This is a genomic window from Pseudomonas sp. UBA6276 (genome assembly GCF_002438365.1).
Lineage (GTDB): Bacteria > Pseudomonadota > Gammaproteobacteria > Pseudomonadales > Pseudomonadaceae > Aquipseudomonas > Aquipseudomonas coleopterorum.
In genome coordinates this window covers 1-16,884 of sequence record NZ_DJUS01000183.1, presented here as the reverse complement: position 1 = coordinate 16,884, position 16,884 = coordinate 1, and the positions used below count along the sequence as shown (strand labels likewise).

Below are 16,884 nucleotides of genomic sequence, written 5' to 3'. Positions count from 1 at the left end.
ACGCCGTCGTAGCCCCAGTTGCGCGTGCCGGGAAATTCGGCAATCGGCATCAGTTCGATGGCAGTGACACCCAGCGCGGCGAGGCGAGCCAGGTGAGCCTCGACACCGGCGTAGCCACCCAAGGCACCGACGTGCAGCTCGTAAATGACTGCCTGAGACCAGGGACGACCCAGCCAGTTGCTGTTCTGCCACTCATAGGCCAACGGGTCGACCACGACGCTGGGGGAGTGCACATCGTCCTGCTGGGCGCGGGACGCCGGATCCGGCACGGCGACCTCGCCATCGATATCGAAGCGGTAGGTAGTACCCGCCGGGCACTTGTGCTCCAGGGTGAACCACCCGTCGCTGCGCGCGACCATGGGCAAGGATTCATCATCAGCGATCTGCAATCCAACCGAGAAAGCATCCGGAGCCCACAGTGCAAAGTGAGTGAGTCCGGAGTCCTGCATTACCGCACCGTGGGACCAGGTTTCAGTTTTCCGTGAAGGCATCGATGAAACCTCTTCCGTCATTGATCAGTTGCCGTTATTGATAAGTTGCCGTGATTGAGTGACTGCCGTTACCGATGAGCCGCGGAACGCTTGCTGCCTTGCACCAGGGTCTTGTACAGGTCGGCGTAGGGTTCGACCGCTTTGCTCCAGTTGAACGGCTGGGTCATGGCGCGGCAGCGCATGGCATTCAGCAGTTCAGGCTTGTCGAACACATAGAAGGCGCGGGCCAATGCGGCCTGGTAGCTTTCGATGGTCGATTCGCCGAACAGGAAGCCCGTCACGCCGTCTTCGATGGTGTCGGCCAGACCGCCCGTGTTGCGCGCCACCGGCAAGGAACCGAAGCGCTGGGCATACATCTGGCTCAGACCACAGGGTTCATAGCGCGAAGGCATGAGCAGGAAATCGCTGCCGGCGAACATGCGGCGGGCATCGGTTTCGTTGAAGCCGATGCGCACGCCGACGCGACCCGGGAAACGCAGGGCCAGTTCACGCATGGCTTGCTCTTCTTCAGGCTCGCCGCGGCCGATGATGACCACCTGGCCGCCGTTCTCGACGATGAACTGGGTAACGCCTTCAGTCAGGTCCAGGCCCTTCTGGTAAACCAGGCGGGACACCACGGCAAACAATGGGCCGTCCGAATCGTCGATCTCGAACAGCTCGCGCACGTGGGCGGCATTGACCGCCTTGCCTTCCCAGTCGTTCAAGCTGAACGGGCACACCAGGTGCGGGTCGGTCGCCGATTCCCAGCTGGCGTCGATGCCGTTGGGAATACCGCTGAGCTTGCCCTGCTGAGCTTTGCTGCTGAGGAAACCTTCAAGGCCACAGCCGAATTCAGGGGTGGTGATCTCTTCGGCGTAGGTCGCGCTCACCGTGGTGATGTGGTTCGAATAGGCCATGCCGGCTTTGAGGAACGACAGCTTGCCGAAGAATTCCATGCCGTCCTGCTGCATCGCATGGCTGGGCACGCCCAATTCAGGGCAGCAGGCACGGCTGAACACGCCCTGATAGGCCAGGTTGTGGATGGTGAACAACGTCGGTGTGCTCAGCCCGCGCCAATGCATGTAGGCAGGCGCCAGACCTGCGGGCCAGTCATGGGCATGAACCAGATCGGGCTTCCAGTGGACCATGCCCTGACCGGCTGCGATATCGGCAGCAGCCAGGCCCAGGCGGGCGAAGCGAATATGGTTGTCCGGCCAGTCGCGACCGTTGTTGGCGCCATAAGGGGTGCCGTCCCGCTCGTACAGCTCAGGGCACAGCAGCACGTAGATAACGAGCCCGTCGGGCATATCCATACGACCGATCTTGCAGGGCGGCAGGGCGGCATGGCCGCTCAATTCGCCAACCACATGAATCGGATTGTCACTGTTGAGCACTTGCGGGTAGCCGGGAATCAGCACACGAACGTCGTGAACCTGGCTCATGGCACGTGGCAGCGCAGCCGACACGTCACCCAGGCCGCCGGTCTTGACCAGGTCGGCGATCTCCGATGTCACGAAAAGAACTTTTTGCTTGTGGACGCTGGACGGCGTCTGCAGTGCTTTGCTGGTAGGCGTAGGAACCTGCAAGTGGGCGGGTTCCGCCGCTTGCCTGTTGAAACGCTCTCCGTGGTTTTCGACAGCGGCACTGATCATTGTTCTCTCCCGTGCATTACGTACTTGTATGGCAGATCCTGACTCTGAAAAAGCGCTGATCGATTAGCGCTTCCCGCTGACACACGCACAGGCGCTGCAGACAACAGCGTTCCTGCCGCAGGCTGCAATGATTCACGGGATAGCAGGTTTGGCGGACAAGAAACATCAAATAACCTGCTTCCTATCCTGACCTGTCTGATTTGCAAAAAGTTTCGAGTTTTTTGCATCGGATTTCCAAGCGATAGATCGCCTGTGACCTGAGTGTAGGAGATCCGCCATTTTTTTGGGCCGGGCGCGCGACTGACGGGCGATTATTATTGGCACACTCGTCCTACAGGCCTTGTGCGGTGGGCGTTTTGGCGGCTTCGCGGCCCTTGCTCGAGCCTGTTGGCGAACCCTCACGGGTCCTGGAACAAAACCATTGCGATTTGTGTACCGCTCCAGAAGCGCGTCTTGATGAAATCGACAAAAATTCAAGTTTTTTGGCCAGCCCCGCAACCGACCAAAGGTATACTCGGAAACTTCCCGGTATCGTCCGGGACTAACTTGGAGGCTCGTTCGGGTAATACCCTGACCCGCTTCCAGGACATCACCGTTCAAGAAATATCTTTTTCAAGCAACATAGAGTGGAGCTCTCGCATGCAACTGGGAATCATTGGGCTGGGCCGCATGGGCGGAAACATCGCCAGAAGGCTGATGCGCGCTGGTCATCAAACGGTGGTCTTCGATCGCAATCAGGATTCGGTGCATGGCCTGGCCGGTGAGGGCGCTACCGGTGCCGCCGATCTCGCCGATCTGGTGAGCAAGATGGACACCCCGCGCGCGGTCTGGGTCATGCTGCCCGCAGGCGCTCCTACCGAAGCCACCATCGCCCAGCTCGCTGACCTGCTGGAGCCGGACGATGTGATCATCGACGGCGGCAACACCTTCTACAAGGACGACATCCGCCGTGCACGCGATCTCAAGGCGCGCCAGTTGCACTACGTCGACGTCGGCACCTCCGGCGGCGTCTGGGGCCTGGACCGTGGTTACTGCATGATGATCGGCGGCGAGCCGGAAATCTTCGAACGCCTCGACCCGCTGTTCGACTGCCTGGCACCCGGCATGGGCGACATTCCTCGCACTCGCGACCGCAACAGCCCGGATGACCGTGCCGAGCGTGGTTACATCCATGCAGGCCCCGCTGGCTCGGGTCACTTCGTCAAGATGATCCACAACGGCATCGAGTACGGCATGATGCAGGCCTTCGCCGAGGGCTTCGACATCCTCAAGACCAAATCCAGCAGCGAGCTGCCTGAAGACCAGCGCTTCGACCTGAACCTGGCCGACATTGCCGAAGTCTGGCGTCGTGGCAGCGTGGTTTCGTCCTGGCTGCTGGACCTGACTGCCGATGCTCTGGCGAGCGACCAGCAGCTGACCCAGTACTCCGGCGTGGTATCCGACAGTGGCGAAGGTCGCTGGACCATCGACGCAGCGGTCGAGCAGGCGGTACCGGTACCGGTGCTCTCCAGCGCCTTGTTCGCTCGCTTCCGCTCGCGCCAGGACGCCACTTACGGTGACAAGATCCTCTCGGCGATGCGTTTCGGCTTCGGTGGCCATGTCGAGGTTCCCAAATGAGTAGAGCGACCTCGAAAGTAGATGCCGCTCCACCGTCAACCCTGTTTCTGTTCGGCGCCCATGGCGACCTTGTCAAACGCTTGCTGATGCCGGCCTTGTACAACCTGAGCCGGGACGGACTGCTGGACAACGGCCTGCACATCGTCGGGGTCGACCATAACGAGGTGAGCGATGCGGATTTCGCCGCGAAGCTCGAAGCGTTCATCATCGAACAGGCGCGGGCCAAGGGCGTCGACGAGCCGGACAAAGTGCTCGATCCGGCGCTCTGGGCCAAGTTGCGCAAGCGCATCAGCTATATTTCCGGTGACTTCCTCGACGAGGCCACCTACCAGGCCATTGCCGAGCGCATCGAAGTCAATGGCACCGGCAATGCCATGTTCTACCTGGCCACCTCGCCGCGCTTCTTCAGTGAAGTGGCGCAGCGACTGGGCAGCAGCGGGTTGCTCAAGGAGCAGCCCGACGCCTTTCGCCGCGTCGTGATAGAGAAACCCTTCGGTCACGACCTGGCTTCCGCCGAAGCGCTCAATGCGTGTCTGTTGAGCGTCATGAGCGAGAAGCAGATCTACCGCATCGATCATTACCTGGGTAAGGAAACCGTCCAGAACATTCTGGTCAGTCGCTTTTCCAACGGTATCTTCGAAGCGTTCTGGAACAACCACTACATCGACCACGTGCAGATCACCGCGGCCGAAACGGTCGGGGTCGAGACCCGTGGCAACTTCTACGACCAGACCGGCGCCCTGCGTGACATGGTGCCCAACCACCTGTTCCAGCTGCTGGCCATGATTGCCATGGAACCGCCAGCGGCCTTCGGCGCCGATGCGGTTCGCGGCGAGAAGGCCAAGGTCATCGGTGCCATCCGGCCCTGGTCCAAGGCCGATGCCTTGAAGAACTCGGTGCGTGGCCAGTATACGGCGGGACAGGGCGACAAACCCGGTTACCGCGAAGAGCCCAAGGTCGATCCCCAGAGCACCACTGAAACCTACGTGGCGCTCAAGGTCATGGTCGACAACTGGCGCTGGGTGGGTGTGCCGTTCTACCTGCGCACCGGCAAGCGCATGAGCGTGCGCGATACCGAGATCGCCATCTGTTTCAAACCGGCGCCCTACGCGCAGTTCCGTGACACCGAAGTGGACCGGCTCAAGTCCAACTACCTGAAGATCCAGATCCAGCCCGACGAGGGCATGTGGTTCGACCTGCAGGCCAAGCGTCCGGGACCGGCCATGGAACTGGAGAACGTCAAGCTGGGCTTCGCCTACAAGGACTTCTTCCAGATGCAGCCGTCCACCGGCTATGAAACCTTGATCTACGACTGCCTGATCGGCGACCAGACCCTGTTCCAGCGGGCCGACAACATCGAGAACGGCTGGCGCGCAGTGCAGCCGTTCCTCGATGCCTGGCGCGAGGGTGGCAGCATCGCCACCTACGCAGCGGGCGAGGACGGTCCGGAGGCGGCCGACGAGCTGCTGGCCCGCGACGGCCACCACTGGCATCGTCTGGGATGAGTGCCTCGTCGAATCACCTCATCCAGCTGGTCCTCAGCGACATGGACGGCACCCTGCTGATGCCCGATCACAGCTTGAGCCCTGCGGTGATCGAGGCCGTGGCGCAGCTGCGCGCGGCCGGGGTGAAGTTCACCCTGGCCAGCAGCCGTCCGCCGCGGGCCATGCGTCAGCAGATCGAGGCCTTGGGCATCGACTTGCCGACCGCTGCGTTCAACGGCGGCGTGCTGATCAGTGCCGATGGCAGCGAGCTGCAGTCCCACTGGGTCGACCGCGAAGCCGTGGACATCTGCCTGGCGCTGTTCGCCGAACACGCTCTGGACGTTTGGGTGTTCGCCGACGACCAGTGGCTGGCGCGGGATCGCCAGGCCGAGTATTTCCCCAAGGAACTGCACGCGCTGGGCTACGAGCCGCTGATCGTCGAAGACTTCACGCCGTATCTGGACCGCGTGCACAAGATGGTCGCCACCTCCGGCAACTTCCAGCTGTTGGTCGACCTTGAACAGCAGTTGCAGGCGCCGTTGCACGGCAAGGCCATCGCGGCGCGCTCGCAGCGGTACTACCTGGACATTACGGCGGTGCTGGCCAACAAGGGCGAAGCCTTGGCCACATTGGCCGAGCGTCTGGGCATCGAACTGGCCAACACGGCCGTGCTGGGCGACGGCGGCAACGACGTGGCCATGTTCAAGCGTGCCGGATTTTCCGTGGCCATGGGCCAGGGCGAGCAGGTCGTGCGCGAGCAGGCCGATGCGGTCACTGCCAGCAATGCCGAGGATGGCGTGGCGCAGGCCATCCACCAACTGATCCTGCCGCGCGCGCAACGTTGATATAGATTCCAGGCGCGGCACCGTTCCCGGTCCGCGCCAGTGGTCATGAGGGTTCCATGCCGGCGCTGATCGAAGACTACGCCCTGTTGGGCAATTGCCGTACCGCTGCCTTGGTCGACCGTTCCGGTTCGCTGGACTGGTTGTGCTTTCCCCGATTCGATTCCCCCGCCTGTTTCTCCGCCTTGCTGGGCAGCAGCGACAACGGCCGCTGGCGTATCTGTCCCAGTCAGCCGTTGACCGGCACCGAGCGACGCTACCGCGACAGCACGATGATTCTGGAGACGGTGTTTCATACCGAGCAGGGCAGCGCGATGCTCGTCGACTGGATGCCGGTCGGCGAGCAGGACTGCGTGGTGCGCACGGTGGTCGGCCTGAGCGGACAGGTCGAGTTCGATATGGAACTGGTCATGCGCTTCGACTATGGCAGCAGTGTGCCATGGGTCGAGCAGGCTCAGCCCCGAACGCTAACGGCAGTCGCCGGCCCCGACATGCTGGTGCTGCGCAGCGCCTCCGATCTGCACGCCGTGGACCACCGCACTGGTAGCCGGTTCAAGGTCGAAGCCGGCGAGCAGTTATGCTATCGCTTGAGTTTTCAACCCTCGCATCTGCCCGTGCAACCGGCGGTGGAGGCTGAACTGTCCCTGGTTGAAACGGAACGCTATTGGCGCGAGTTCGCCCAGCGTTGCCCGGACGTCGGCGGCTGGACGCCCTTGGTGAAACGCTCGCTGCTGACCCTCAAGGCCATGACCTATGCCCCCACCGGCGGCATCGTTGCTGCCGTGACCACCTCGCTGCCCGAACAACTGGGCGGTGAGCGCAACTGGGACTACCGCTACTGCTGGCTGCGCGATGCGACCATGACCCTGCTGGCGTTCATGAACCTGAGCTACTACGAAGAGGCGGCCGCGTGGCGCAAGTGGCTGATGCGCTCGGTCGCCGGTAACCCCGAGCAGATGCAGATCATGTACGGCCTGGCCGGTGAGCGCCGATTGCCCGAGCAGACCTTGCCGTGGCTGACCGGCTACGAGGGTTCGGCGCCGGTTCGCATCGGCAACGGCGCGGCGACCCAGCGCCAGCTGGATGTGTACGGCGAAGTCGCCGACGCCATGAGCCAGGCCATTCGCGCCGGTCTGCCCCGTCATCCCCGCGGTGCCGCGATCTTTCGGGTGATCCTGCCGTACCTGGAAAGCATCTGGGAACAACCCGACGAAGGTATCTGGGAGATCCGCGGCGAACCCCAGCATTTCACCCATTCCAAGGTCATGGCCTGGGTGGCGTTCGACCGCGCAGCGACCCTTGCCGAGCCGACCGAAGAGGGCCGCGCGCAAGCCCAGCACTATCGCGCCGTCGCCGATCGGATCCATGCTCAGGTGTGCAGTCGGGGCATCGATACCGAACACGGCCATTTCGTCCAGGCCTATGGCTCGACCCATACCGACGCCAGCCTGCTGCAGATCGCCTTGACCGGGTTCCTGCCGCCAGACGACCCACGTGTGGTGGCGACCGTGGCCCGCATCGAGAGCACGTTGATGCGCGACGGTCTGCTGCTGCGTTACGACACGGCCCATGGCGTCGATGGCCTGGACCCGGGCGAGGGCACTTTTCTGGTGTGCTCTTTCTGGCTCGCCGATGTCTATGTGCTGCAAGGCCGTATGACTGACGCCCAGCGTCTGTTCGAGCGTCTGGCCGGTCTGTGCAACGATGTCGGCCTGTTGGCCGAGCAGTACGACCCCAAGGCGGGGCGCATGTTGGGCAATTTTCCCCAGGCGTTCAGCCAGCTGGGCATCATCAACACCGCGCTCAACCTGTACCGCGCGCAGAACCCGGCCCAGGCTCGCGCAGCCGCGACAGCCGGCGTATGTGTGGAATGATCGGGCGACGGTGGCAAACGAGGATTGGATTCGATGAGTGAACGCTGGACCACAGCGGTACTCGATACCGCGCTACCTGGCGGCCTGGCGGTCGCCCGTAGCAGCCAGGGGTTTCTCTGCGCTGCCCAAGGCGTGCTGTTCGAGCGCCAATGGCTGAAGCAGCAACCCCTGGAAATCCTGGCCGAACACGGGATCGGCCATTTCGATGGCCAGCCGGTCTACCTGCTCGAACTGCGCAGCCCGGACACGCCGGATGACTGCCATTGGCAAGGCTTGCGTCAGTTCATGCTCGAAGGTGATTTTCAGGTTTATCGCATGCTCGGCTACGCCGCGCAGATCGGCACCTGGGCGCGTGAGCATCGGTTCTGTGGCAGTTGCGGCGGGCCCATGCAGCAGGTCCAGGGCGAGCGGGCGATGCATTGTGCACGCTGCGAGCTGCGCAGCTACCCGCGGATCTCGCCGAGCATGATCGTGCTGGTCACCCGTGGCGACGAGATACTGCTGGCGCGTTCGCCGCGATTCGTTCCGGGTGTCTACAGCACCTTGGCAGGTTTTGCCGAGCCGGGCGAGTCGGCCGAGGACTGCCTGCGCCGCGAGGTGATGGAGGAAGTGCAGGTCACGGTTCGCAACATTCAGTACATCGGCAGCCAGTGCTGGCCGTTTCCCCATTCGATGATGCTGGGCTTTCACGCCGAATATGCGGCCGGCGAGATCGTTCCGCAGTTGGACGAGATCGAGGACGCGCAGTGGTTTCACATCGACGCGTTGCCAGCCCTGCCGGCTGGGCGATCGATTGCCCGGCACCTCATCGACCTCTATGTAGCGCGCCGCTCAGGCCTGCCCGAACCAGTGCTGCCAGGCTAGGCGTACGGTCAGCGCCAGGACGATGGTGATGAACACCGGGCGAATGAATTTGGCGCCGCCGCCAATCGCGGTGCGTGCGCCGAAGAAGGCGCCGACCATCACCGCCAGGCCCATGCTCAAACCGATCAGCCAGTCGACCTGGCCACTGGCGATGAACACCGTGAGTGCCGCGATATTGCTGACGAAGTTCATGCTGCGCGCCACGCCGCTGGCGCGAACCAGGTCCAGTGGATACAGCAGCAGCGTGCTGACGGTCCAGAACGCTCCGGTGCCGGGGCCTGCCACACCATCATAGAAGCCCAGGGTCAGGCCTTGGGGCAGTTGCCATTTGCGCTTGATCGGCGCGTCGCTGTCCAGTGGGGCTTTGGGTGTACCCCCGAACAGCAGGTACAGGCCGCAGGCGAAGACGATCACCGGCAGCATCTTGTTCAACCATTCGGCGGGCATGTAATGCGCGGCCCCCGCGCCCAGGAAGGCACCCAGCAAGGTGCCCAGCAGGGCGTTCTTCCATTGACCGGGATGAAACAACTTGCGGCGATAGAACGTATAGCCGGCCGTGGCCGAACCGAAGGTCGAGCTCAGTTTGTTGGTGCCCAGCACCAGATGAGGCGGCAGGCCGGCGGTGAGCAGGGCAGGGGTAGTGAGCAGGCCACCGCCGCCGGCGATGGCGTCGATGAAACCGGCGATGAACGCCACCAACACGAGAATGAGCAGAACGCTCGGCGTAACGCTGAGGCTGGAAAGAAGGTCGAAGGGCATGTCATCGGGCTTCACGGCAGGGTGCATGCGAAAGGCGCATGCGAAAGCCGCCATTTTAGCCATCGCATGCGCCACCGCAAACCGTATTCGTATGTAACGCGTCTGACGGCACCGTGTTCATCCAGACACACCCCGTACACCGCCGACGCGGCTCNNAACAAAAAGCCCCCCCCCCCCCGGGGGGCGCCGCAAAAAGCCGCGTCCGGCCACACCGCGTTCATCCAGACACACCGCATCCACCGCCGACGCGGCTCGCGCCGCTGCTACAAGCACCGCGTACCCCTGTAGCAGCGGCGCAAGCCGCGTCCGGCAGCACCGCGTTCGTCCAGCCGCACCGCGTACCCCTACAACATTCGCGCAATCAGCCGATCTGCTCCTTGGCTAACTTCACTACGTTGTCCACGGTAAACCCGAACTTGGCCTGCAACTTGTCGATCGGTGCGGAGGCGCCGAAGCTGTTCATGACCACTTTCGCGCCCGTCGCGCCGACATACCGATCCCAGCCCAGTGGCCCAGCCTGTTCGATGGCCACGCGGGCGGTGACTGCCGCTGGCAGCACGTGCTCACGGTATCCGGCGTCCTGCTCCTCGAACAACTCCCAGCACGGCAGGCTCACGACCCGCGCCGCAATGCCCTGTGCCTGCAACTGTTCATAAGCTTCAACCGCCAAGCCCACCTCGCTGCCAGTGGCAATCAGGATCACTTGCGGGTTGTCGCTGTCGGCCAGGACATAGCCGCCACGAGCCACGCCTTCGGCACTGGCGAAGCGCTCACGATCCAACGTCGCCATGGGCTGGCGCGACAGCACGATGCACGAAGGCCGATCGGTCTGTGCCAAGGCAATCTTCCACGCCTGGGTCGTTTCGTTGGCATCACCCGGACGCAACGTCAGCAGCCCCGGCGTGGCCCGCAGTTGGGTCAGATGCTCGATAGGCTGGTGGGTCGGCCCATCCTCGCCCACGCCGATCGAGTCGTGGGTGAACACGAACACCACCGGCAACTCCATGATCGCCGCCAGGCGAATCGGCGGTTTCATGTAATCGCTGAATACCAGGAAGGTCGAGGTGTAGGGTCGGATGTAGCACAGCGCCAAGCCGTTGGCGATGGCGCCCATGGCGTGCTCACGGATGCCGAAGTGCAGATTGCGACCACCGGGCTCCGTGGCCGAGAAACTGCCGGCTCCGTCAAAGGTCAGGTTGGTCTTGGTCGAAGGCGACAGGTCGGCCGATCCCCCCAGCAACCAGGGGATCTTCCTGGCAAACGCATTCAGCACCTTCCCCCCGGCAGCGCGCGTGGCCAGGCCTTTGGCGTCGGTATCGAAGGCTTCCAGTTCCGCTTCCCAGCCTTCTGGCATTTCGCCGGCCCGCATGCGTCGCAGTTGCTCGGCCAGCTCCGGTTCCCGCTCGCTCAGGGTCTGCAGCTGCTGCTCCCATTGCTCATAGCGTTCGCCATGATTGTTCAGCAGCGTGTCGCGCAGATGGTGGGCGGCCTGCTCAGGCACCGAGAAACTGCTGTTCTCATCCCAACCGTAGGCTTTCTTGGCGAGCTTGATCTCATCGTCGCCCAAGGCTTCACCGTGGGCGGCCGCCGTGTTCTGTTTGTTCGGTGCGCCGTAGCCAATGACGCTGTCGACCATGATCAAGGTCGGCGCATCGTGCGTCTGACTGAACTGCTCGAATGCCTTGGCCAGCGCCTCTGTATCGTTGGCATCGCTGACGTGCAGCGTGTTCCAGCCGTAGCCCTTGAAACGAGTCATCACATCTTCGCTGAAGGCCAGCTCGGTGTGGCCTTCGATGCTGATCGTGTTGTTGTCGTAGATCCAGCACAGGTTCGATAGCTTCAGGTGGCCGGCCATCGACGCGGCTTCACTGCTGACGCCTTCCATCATGTCGCCATCGCCGCAGATCACGTAGACGTTGTAGTCGAACAGCTTCAGATCGTCCCGGTTGAAGCGCGAGCCGAGCCAGCGCTGAGCCATGGCCATGCCCACGCTGTTGGCGCACCCTTGCCCGAGCGGACCCGTCGTGGTCTCCACGCCGGTGGTGTAACGGTATTCCGGGTGCCCCGGGGTTTTCGAGTCCATCTGGCGGAATTGCTTGATGTCCTCGAGGCTGATGGCCGGTTGGCCGGTCTTGGTGCCGTCTGCGTCGATTTCCTCGACACCGGCCAGATGCAGCAGGCCATAGAGCAGCATGGAGGCATGGCCGGCGGAGAGCACGAAGCGGTCGCGGTTGGGCCAGTCGGGATGCTCGGGGTGGTAGCGCAGGAAGCGGCTCCACAGGGTGTAGCCGACTGGGGCCAAGGCCATAGGTGTGCCGGGGTGACCGGAATTGGCTTTCTGTACCGCGTCCATCGCCAGGGTGCGCAGGGTGTTGATGCACAGTTGATCGTTGGCGGCGGAGGGGGCTGAAGTTGGAACTTGATTAGGCATGTCGATTCGATCCCACATTGAGTTCGCGAGGAAATCGCGGTGAAGATGTCGTCAGGGTTGACCCTCCGGCAGCCGGGTAAGTTGCGTTGCAAGCAACCGGTGCGTTCTCGGCGCTGTCACGCCAGCCGTTCCACGCAAATTGTTACCGGGCATGCAACGCAGCTTTATCGAAATCCGGTTTGCCCCATGCCTGCGTCCCGGCCTAAGCTTGACCGTTCGATGCCGTATGCCCTTACCAGTGGAATCCATGATGCCCAGCCAGTTTCCTTCCGCCAGGCCCCGCCGCCTGCGCCGCAACGCTTCTTTCCGCGATCTGTTCCAGGAAGCCGAATTCAACCTAGGCGACCTGGTACTGCCGATTTTCGTCGAAGAAGAAATCGACGACTTCGTTCCCATCAGCAGCATGCCGGGAGTCATGCGGATTCCCGAATCGAAGCTTGCCGGCGAAATCGAGCGCTACGCGCGTGCCGGTATCAAGTCGGTGATGACCTTTGGCGTGTCTCACCATCTGGACGCCGACGGCAGTGACACCTGGAACGAAAACGGCCTGGTGTCGCGTATCGCGCGCATCTGCAAGGACACCGTCCCGGAAATGGTGGTGATGGCCGACACCTGTTTCTGCGAGTACACCTCCCACGGGCACTGCGGTGTCCTGCACGGTGATCATGTCGACAACGATGCCACCTTGATCAATCTCGGCAAGCAGGCCGTGGTCGCCGCACGGGCAGGTGCCGACTTCATCTCGCCATCGGCGGCCATGGACGGTCAGGTGCAGGCGATTCGCGGTGCGCTGGACGAAGCCGGCTTCTTCGATACGTCGATCATGGCCTACTCGACCAAGTTCGCGTCGTCGTTCTACGGGCCCTTCCGCGAAGCCGGTGGTACGGCGCTAAAGGGTGACCGCAAGACTTACCAGATGAACCCGATGAACCGCCGCGAAGCGGTGCGTGAGTCGTTGCTCGACGAGCAGGAAGGCGCCGATGCGCTGATGGTCAAACCGGCCGGGGCCTACCTGGACATCATTCGCGACATCCGCGAAGCCTCGCGCCTGCCTCTCGCGGCGTATCAGGTCAGCGGCGAATACGCCATGATCAAGTTCGCCGGCCAGGCCGGGGCAGTGGACGAGCAGCGTATCGTGCGCGAGAGCCTGGGCGCCATCAAGCGCGCGGGCGCGGATCTGATCTTCACCTACTTTGCCATGGACATTGCCCGCGAAGGCATCTAAGGCTCGGTTCACTGCCCCTGGCGCATCGGCATGCGATCGATGGTAGTGAACAGCGACTCGGGATCGACCGGCCCTGGCCGGTCGACCTTGATCCCACCGTCCTTGCCCACCAGTATCACCCGCGCCCCGGCATCGCCCCGATGCCCGACAGCCTGCAACAGTGCTGCACTGGCTGAACCGCTCAGCGGCTGGCCATTGCGGCTGGCGGCACCCGCGACGATCTCGTAGAGCACCATCTCCCGTTCGACGAACCCTTCACGGGCGGCTGGCTTGCCCAAGGCTTCCCGCAGCTCCACCAGTGTCGCGTCCTGGGCGTTGGGGACGATCACGATCAAAGGGCGGCTCTGCCAACGTTCGGCTACCAGCGGATTGGCGTCGCTGGCTTCGGCCGAAGCCAGTCCAAGGCCCAGTGCAAGCGCTGCAATCGTCGCTTTCATGTTCGATCTCCCGATGGGTTCAAGCCTGTACATAATAGTGTCACTCCCGGTAGAACTTGGCGATGCGCCTGGGGTTCAAAGCCCTACCGCTCCTTCGCAATAGGTCTTCACAATGACACTCCGAATTCAGCAACAAGACATCGAACGAGCCAATCTGCGCACCGTCAGCGAAATCTGGCTGGCAGGGCCGAAGTGCACCTATGACGTGGAAAGCGAGGTCGATAGCAAATGCTTCTGGCGCGGACGACCTACCGTCAGCCACGACATGCTCAGTGAAGGGACTCACGAACAGAATCTGCAGCGTCTATGGCTGGTGGTCGCCAACGTTGACGATGATGCCGAGGTGGGTGCAGCCGAAGCCTTGCTCCGTGCGTCCTTGGAAAAACAGAACATGGAAGGGGAGTTCTATCCGGCGGAGCACAAGAACACCACTGCGCCGTGAGCTTTGCAGTCTAATAGTCAATCTCTTTTACGTTTCAAAATAATGCAAAAAGCCCGGTCGATCAGCTTCGGTTCGGGCATTCTGCCTGAAGCTGCTTCTAGCTTTGTCTTATAACTAGCTGACTTATATAGGTATCTATTAATAATCGGCTGGCATGGTGTGTGCACTGGTATCCCTGGCAAACCGTACGTGAGCGATCACACAGGTTCAACCTGCTAGGAGCACGACAACAATGATGAGCCCTGCCGAACACCTTCCTCCTGCCGCGCTATCCGCCTCCGCGGACAGCTCCAATCACTCGGGAGTCTCCTGGGCCGCGATCTTCGCCGGCGCCGCTGCTGCCTCCGCACTTTCCATGATTCTCGTCGTACTAGGCTTCGGCCTGGGTTTCTCGGCCGTATCGCCGTGGGCTGACAAAGGCGTGAGCGCCACGACCCTTGGTGTCTCGACCGTCCTGTGGCTGACCTTCACGCAAATCGCCGCATCGGGCATGGGCGGCTATCTGGCCGGCCGGTTGCGGGTCAAGTGGGCCAATATGCATGGCGATGAAGTGTACTTCCGCGACACAGCCCATGGCTTCCTGGCCTGGGCCGTTGCTTCGTTGGTCACCGCCATGCTGGTGTTGGGTTCGGTGGGCAGTGCGATCGGCAGCGGTGTGCAGGCCACTGCCAGGGTCGCCGGTGGCGCATCCGTCGCAGCCGCGAGCTCCAACAGCGATAGCGCGAGTGACCCCTATGGTTACTTCGTCGACATGCTGTTTCGCGACAACCGTCCCGTCGCGGTCAGCGATGACGCGGCACACGCCGTGGTGACCCGCATCTTTGCCCGTACCGTGAGCAACGATGGACAGCTCGCCGTCGAAGACCGTGCCTACCTGGCGCAGCTGGTCAGCCAGCGCACCAACCTGACTCAAGCCCAGGCCGAGCAGCGTGTCGATCAGGTCTACGGTCAAGCGCTGAAATCGGTGCAAGACGCTGAACTGGCTGCCCGCCAGGCCGCCGACATCGCCAAGAAAGTCGCTGCCGCCACTGCACTGTGGACCTTCGTTGCCTTGCTCTGCGGCGCGTTCTTCGCCAGCTTCGCAGCAACCTTCGGTGGCCGCAGCCGCGATGCCGTGGTCTGGCATGAACGCGACCGTACCCGCACCCACACACCCACTTCGATTCGCTGATCAAGGAGTACTACCATGCGCTCGATTCTCTTGTTCTTTCTCGGTGTGCCTATCCCGATCATCATCCTGATCGCGCTGTTCATGCATTGAGTCCCGCCGTATCGGCCGCTTGACCGGGTCGATATTCCGCACAACGCCCCTGGCGCAATTTCATTGCCCGGGGGCTTTGTGTTTGTGCCAGGCGAAATGCGGTGAGTGGCTAATTTTTATCTTCATGTTTCATCAGCAGACATCGGCGCCCCTTGTGACCGGTACTTCGCCATACTCAGTTCCACCCCTCTGTAGGAAGTCTCCCCACATTCCGCGTGAAAGATCTCAAGGAGCAGCGCCATGCCGACCCGCCGTCAGTTCGTTCAATACACCGCCGCGCTCGGCGCCCTGGCCAGTTGTGGCCCGCTGATGTCGCGCCTGGCGTTCGCGGCGCAGCCGCTGCTGCAACGCAAGATACCGGCGACCGGTGAGTGGCTTCCCGTGATCGGACTGGGTACGTCCCAGACATTCAACGTGGACCCGGAGTCGGCGGACATGGCCCCTCTGCGCGAGGTGCTGGCGGCGTTCGTAGCGGGTGGCGCCAAGGTCATCGATACGGCGCCCAGCTACGGCCGGGCGGAGCGGGTCAGCGGCGAGCTGGTGGCTCAAGCCGCCGCACGCGACAAGGTGTTTCTGGCGACCAAGGTCTCGTCCACTGGTCGTGAGGCCGGCATGCGTCAGATCGAGGCCAGCTTCAAGGCGCTGCGCACCGACAGGATTGATCTGATTCAGGTCCACAACCTGCAGGACACCCGCACGCAGTTGGCGCTGCTGCGCGAACTCAAGGCCCAGGGCCGCATCCGCTACATTGGCGTGACGCACTACGTGGAGTCAGCCCACGATGAGCTGTTGGCCGTGCTGAAGCAGGAGCCCGTCGACTTCGTGCAGATCAACTACTCGATCGGCGCGCGCAACGCCGAGCGCAAGCTGCTGCCGTATTGCGCCGACAAGGGTATCGCCACCCTGATCAATCGGACGTTCGAAGCCGGCCGCCTGTTCGCCAAGGTCAAGGGTCGTGCGGTACCTGAATGGGCCAGCGCCGAGCTGGATGCCAGTTCCTGGGCGCAGTTGATGCTCAAGTTCGTCCTGGCCAATCCTGCGGTGACCGCCGTCATTCCCGCCACGTCGCAACCCCGTTATGTGCTCGACAACCTGCTCGCCGGCCAGGGTCGTTTGCCCAATGCCGAGCAACTCAAGCGCATTGCCACCGAGTTTGCCTGAGGTGCGTCTTCCATGACCCCCATCGCTGCGCGCTTCACGCAGGTGATCAATGCCCGTCCTGGCGAGGGGCAGGCCGCGTTGGCCGGGTTCGCGTTGTTCTTCTGCCTGTTCTGCGGCTATTTCATGCTGCGACCGATCCGCGAGTCGATGGGCATTCAGGGCGGTGTGGAAAACCTGCAATGGCTGTTCACGGCCACCTTCATCGCCATGTTGGTGGCCGTGCCGCTGTTTGGCTGGCTCAACTCCAGGGTGGCCAGGCTTCACTATATCGACTGGGTCTACGGCTTTTTCTGCGGCAATCTGTTGCTCTTCGCCGTTGCGTTTGGCGCTGCGGAACAGGGCATCTGGCTGGCGCGGGTGTTCTA

At 62.5% G+C, this 16,884-nt stretch carries 13 protein-coding genes and 2 pseudogenes; 10 read left to right on the top strand and 5 right to left on the bottom strand.

Annotation, left to right across the window (positions count from 1 at the left end; translation table 11 throughout):
• Both B2V21_RS20490 and glgA read right to left on the bottom strand, forming a co-directional pair.
• Positions 1-491 (bottom strand): annotated as a pseudogene (locus B2V21_RS20490) (malto-oligosyltrehalose trehalohydrolase); the annotation flags it as partial.
• 68 nt (positions 492-559) lie between these two features.
• Positions 560-2,122, bottom strand: a complete 1,563-nt coding sequence (gene glgA / locus B2V21_RS20485; RefSeq protein ID WP_286917878.1) for a glycogen synthase GlgA — start codon at positions 2,120-2,122, stop codon at positions 560-562.
• Positions 2,123-2,761: 639 nt separating this feature from the next.
• On the opposite strand from glgA, the gene gnd reads away from it, so the two are divergent.
• From gnd to nudC, 5 genes are read left to right on the top strand one after another with little or no spacing between them, the layout of a single operon-like run.
• Positions 2,762-3,739, top strand: a complete 978-nt coding sequence (gnd, locus tag B2V21_RS20480) for a phosphogluconate dehydrogenase (NAD(+)-dependent, decarboxylating) (RefSeq protein ID WP_049860158.1) — start codon at positions 2,762-2,764, stop codon at positions 3,737-3,739.
• Complete coding sequence (zwf, locus tag B2V21_RS20475; protein ID WP_049860159.1) at positions 3,736-5,244, top strand: glucose-6-phosphate dehydrogenase; 1,509 nt, start codon at positions 3,736-3,738, stop codon at positions 5,242-5,244. The genes gnd and zwf overlap by 4 nt, the downstream gene beginning before the upstream one ends.
• Positions 5,241-6,068: a Cof-type HAD-IIB family hydrolase gene (locus tag B2V21_RS20470; protein ID WP_286917877.1), complete on the top strand. Its 828-nt coding sequence runs from the start codon at positions 5,241-5,243 to the stop codon at positions 6,066-6,068. The genes zwf and B2V21_RS20470 overlap by 4 nt, the downstream gene beginning before the upstream one ends.
• Before the next feature lie 56 nt (positions 6,069-6,124).
• Positions 6,125-7,939 (top strand): glycoside hydrolase family 15 protein, encoded by a 1,815-nt coding sequence (locus B2V21_RS20465; protein ID WP_286917876.1) that lies wholly within the window; start codon positions 6,125-6,127, stop codon positions 7,937-7,939.
• A gap of 33 nt (positions 7,940-7,972) precedes the next feature.
• Positions 7,973-8,803: an NAD(+) diphosphatase gene (gene nudC, locus B2V21_RS20460; protein ID WP_286917875.1), complete on the top strand. Its 831-nt coding sequence runs from the start codon at positions 7,973-7,975 to the stop codon at positions 8,801-8,803.
• Here the strand turns inward: nudC and B2V21_RS20455 are convergent.
• Together B2V21_RS20455 and tkt are read right to left on the bottom strand one after the other, a co-directional pair.
• Positions 8,771-9,562, bottom strand: a complete 792-nt coding sequence (locus tag B2V21_RS20455; protein ID WP_090362161.1) for a TSUP family transporter — start codon at positions 9,560-9,562, stop codon at positions 8,771-8,773. The genes nudC and B2V21_RS20455 overlap by 33 nt on opposite strands.
• Before the next feature lie 361 nt (positions 9,563-9,923).
• Entirely contained in the window at positions 9,924-11,993 is a 2,070-nt protein-coding gene (gene tkt / locus B2V21_RS20450; protein WP_286917874.1) for a transketolase, read from the bottom strand.
• 250 nt (positions 11,994-12,243) lie between these two features.
• On the opposite strand from tkt, the gene hemB reads away from it, so the two are divergent.
• Positions 12,244-13,218 (top strand): porphobilinogen synthase, encoded by a 975-nt coding sequence (gene hemB, locus B2V21_RS20445; RefSeq protein ID WP_286917873.1) that lies wholly within the window; start codon positions 12,244-12,246, stop codon positions 13,216-13,218.
• Between the two features lie 8 nt (positions 13,219-13,226).
• Here hemB and B2V21_RS20440 read toward each other — a convergent pair whose 3' ends face one another.
• A complete protein-coding gene (locus B2V21_RS20440; protein WP_286917872.1) occupies positions 13,227-13,655 on the bottom strand; it encodes a DUF4174 domain-containing protein in 429 nt (142 codons plus the stop codon).
• Positions 13,656-13,767: 112 nt separating this feature from the next.
• Between B2V21_RS20440 and B2V21_RS20435 the strand changes: the two genes are divergently transcribed.
• The 4 genes and pseudogenes from B2V21_RS20435 to B2V21_RS20420 all read left to right on the top strand — a co-directional run.
• A complete protein-coding gene (locus B2V21_RS20435) occupies positions 13,768-14,097 on the top strand; it encodes a hypothetical protein (protein ID WP_286917871.1) in 330 nt (109 codons plus the stop codon).
• Positions 14,098-14,329: 232 nt separating this feature from the next.
• Positions 14,330-15,268 carry a hypothetical protein gene (locus B2V21_RS20430; protein ID WP_286917870.1) on the top strand — a complete coding sequence of 313 codons (939 nt, stop codon included), beginning with the start codon at positions 14,330-14,332 and terminating at the stop codon, positions 15,266-15,268.
• A gap of 330 nt (positions 15,269-15,598) precedes the next feature.
• Positions 15,599-16,519, top strand: coding sequence for an aldo/keto reductase (locus B2V21_RS20425; protein ID WP_286917869.1), 921 nt, complete (start codon positions 15,599-15,601; stop codon positions 16,517-16,519).
• Positions 16,520-16,531: 12 nt separating this feature from the next.
• A pseudogene (locus tag B2V21_RS20420) lies at positions 16,532-16,884 on the top strand (MFS transporter); the annotation flags it as partial.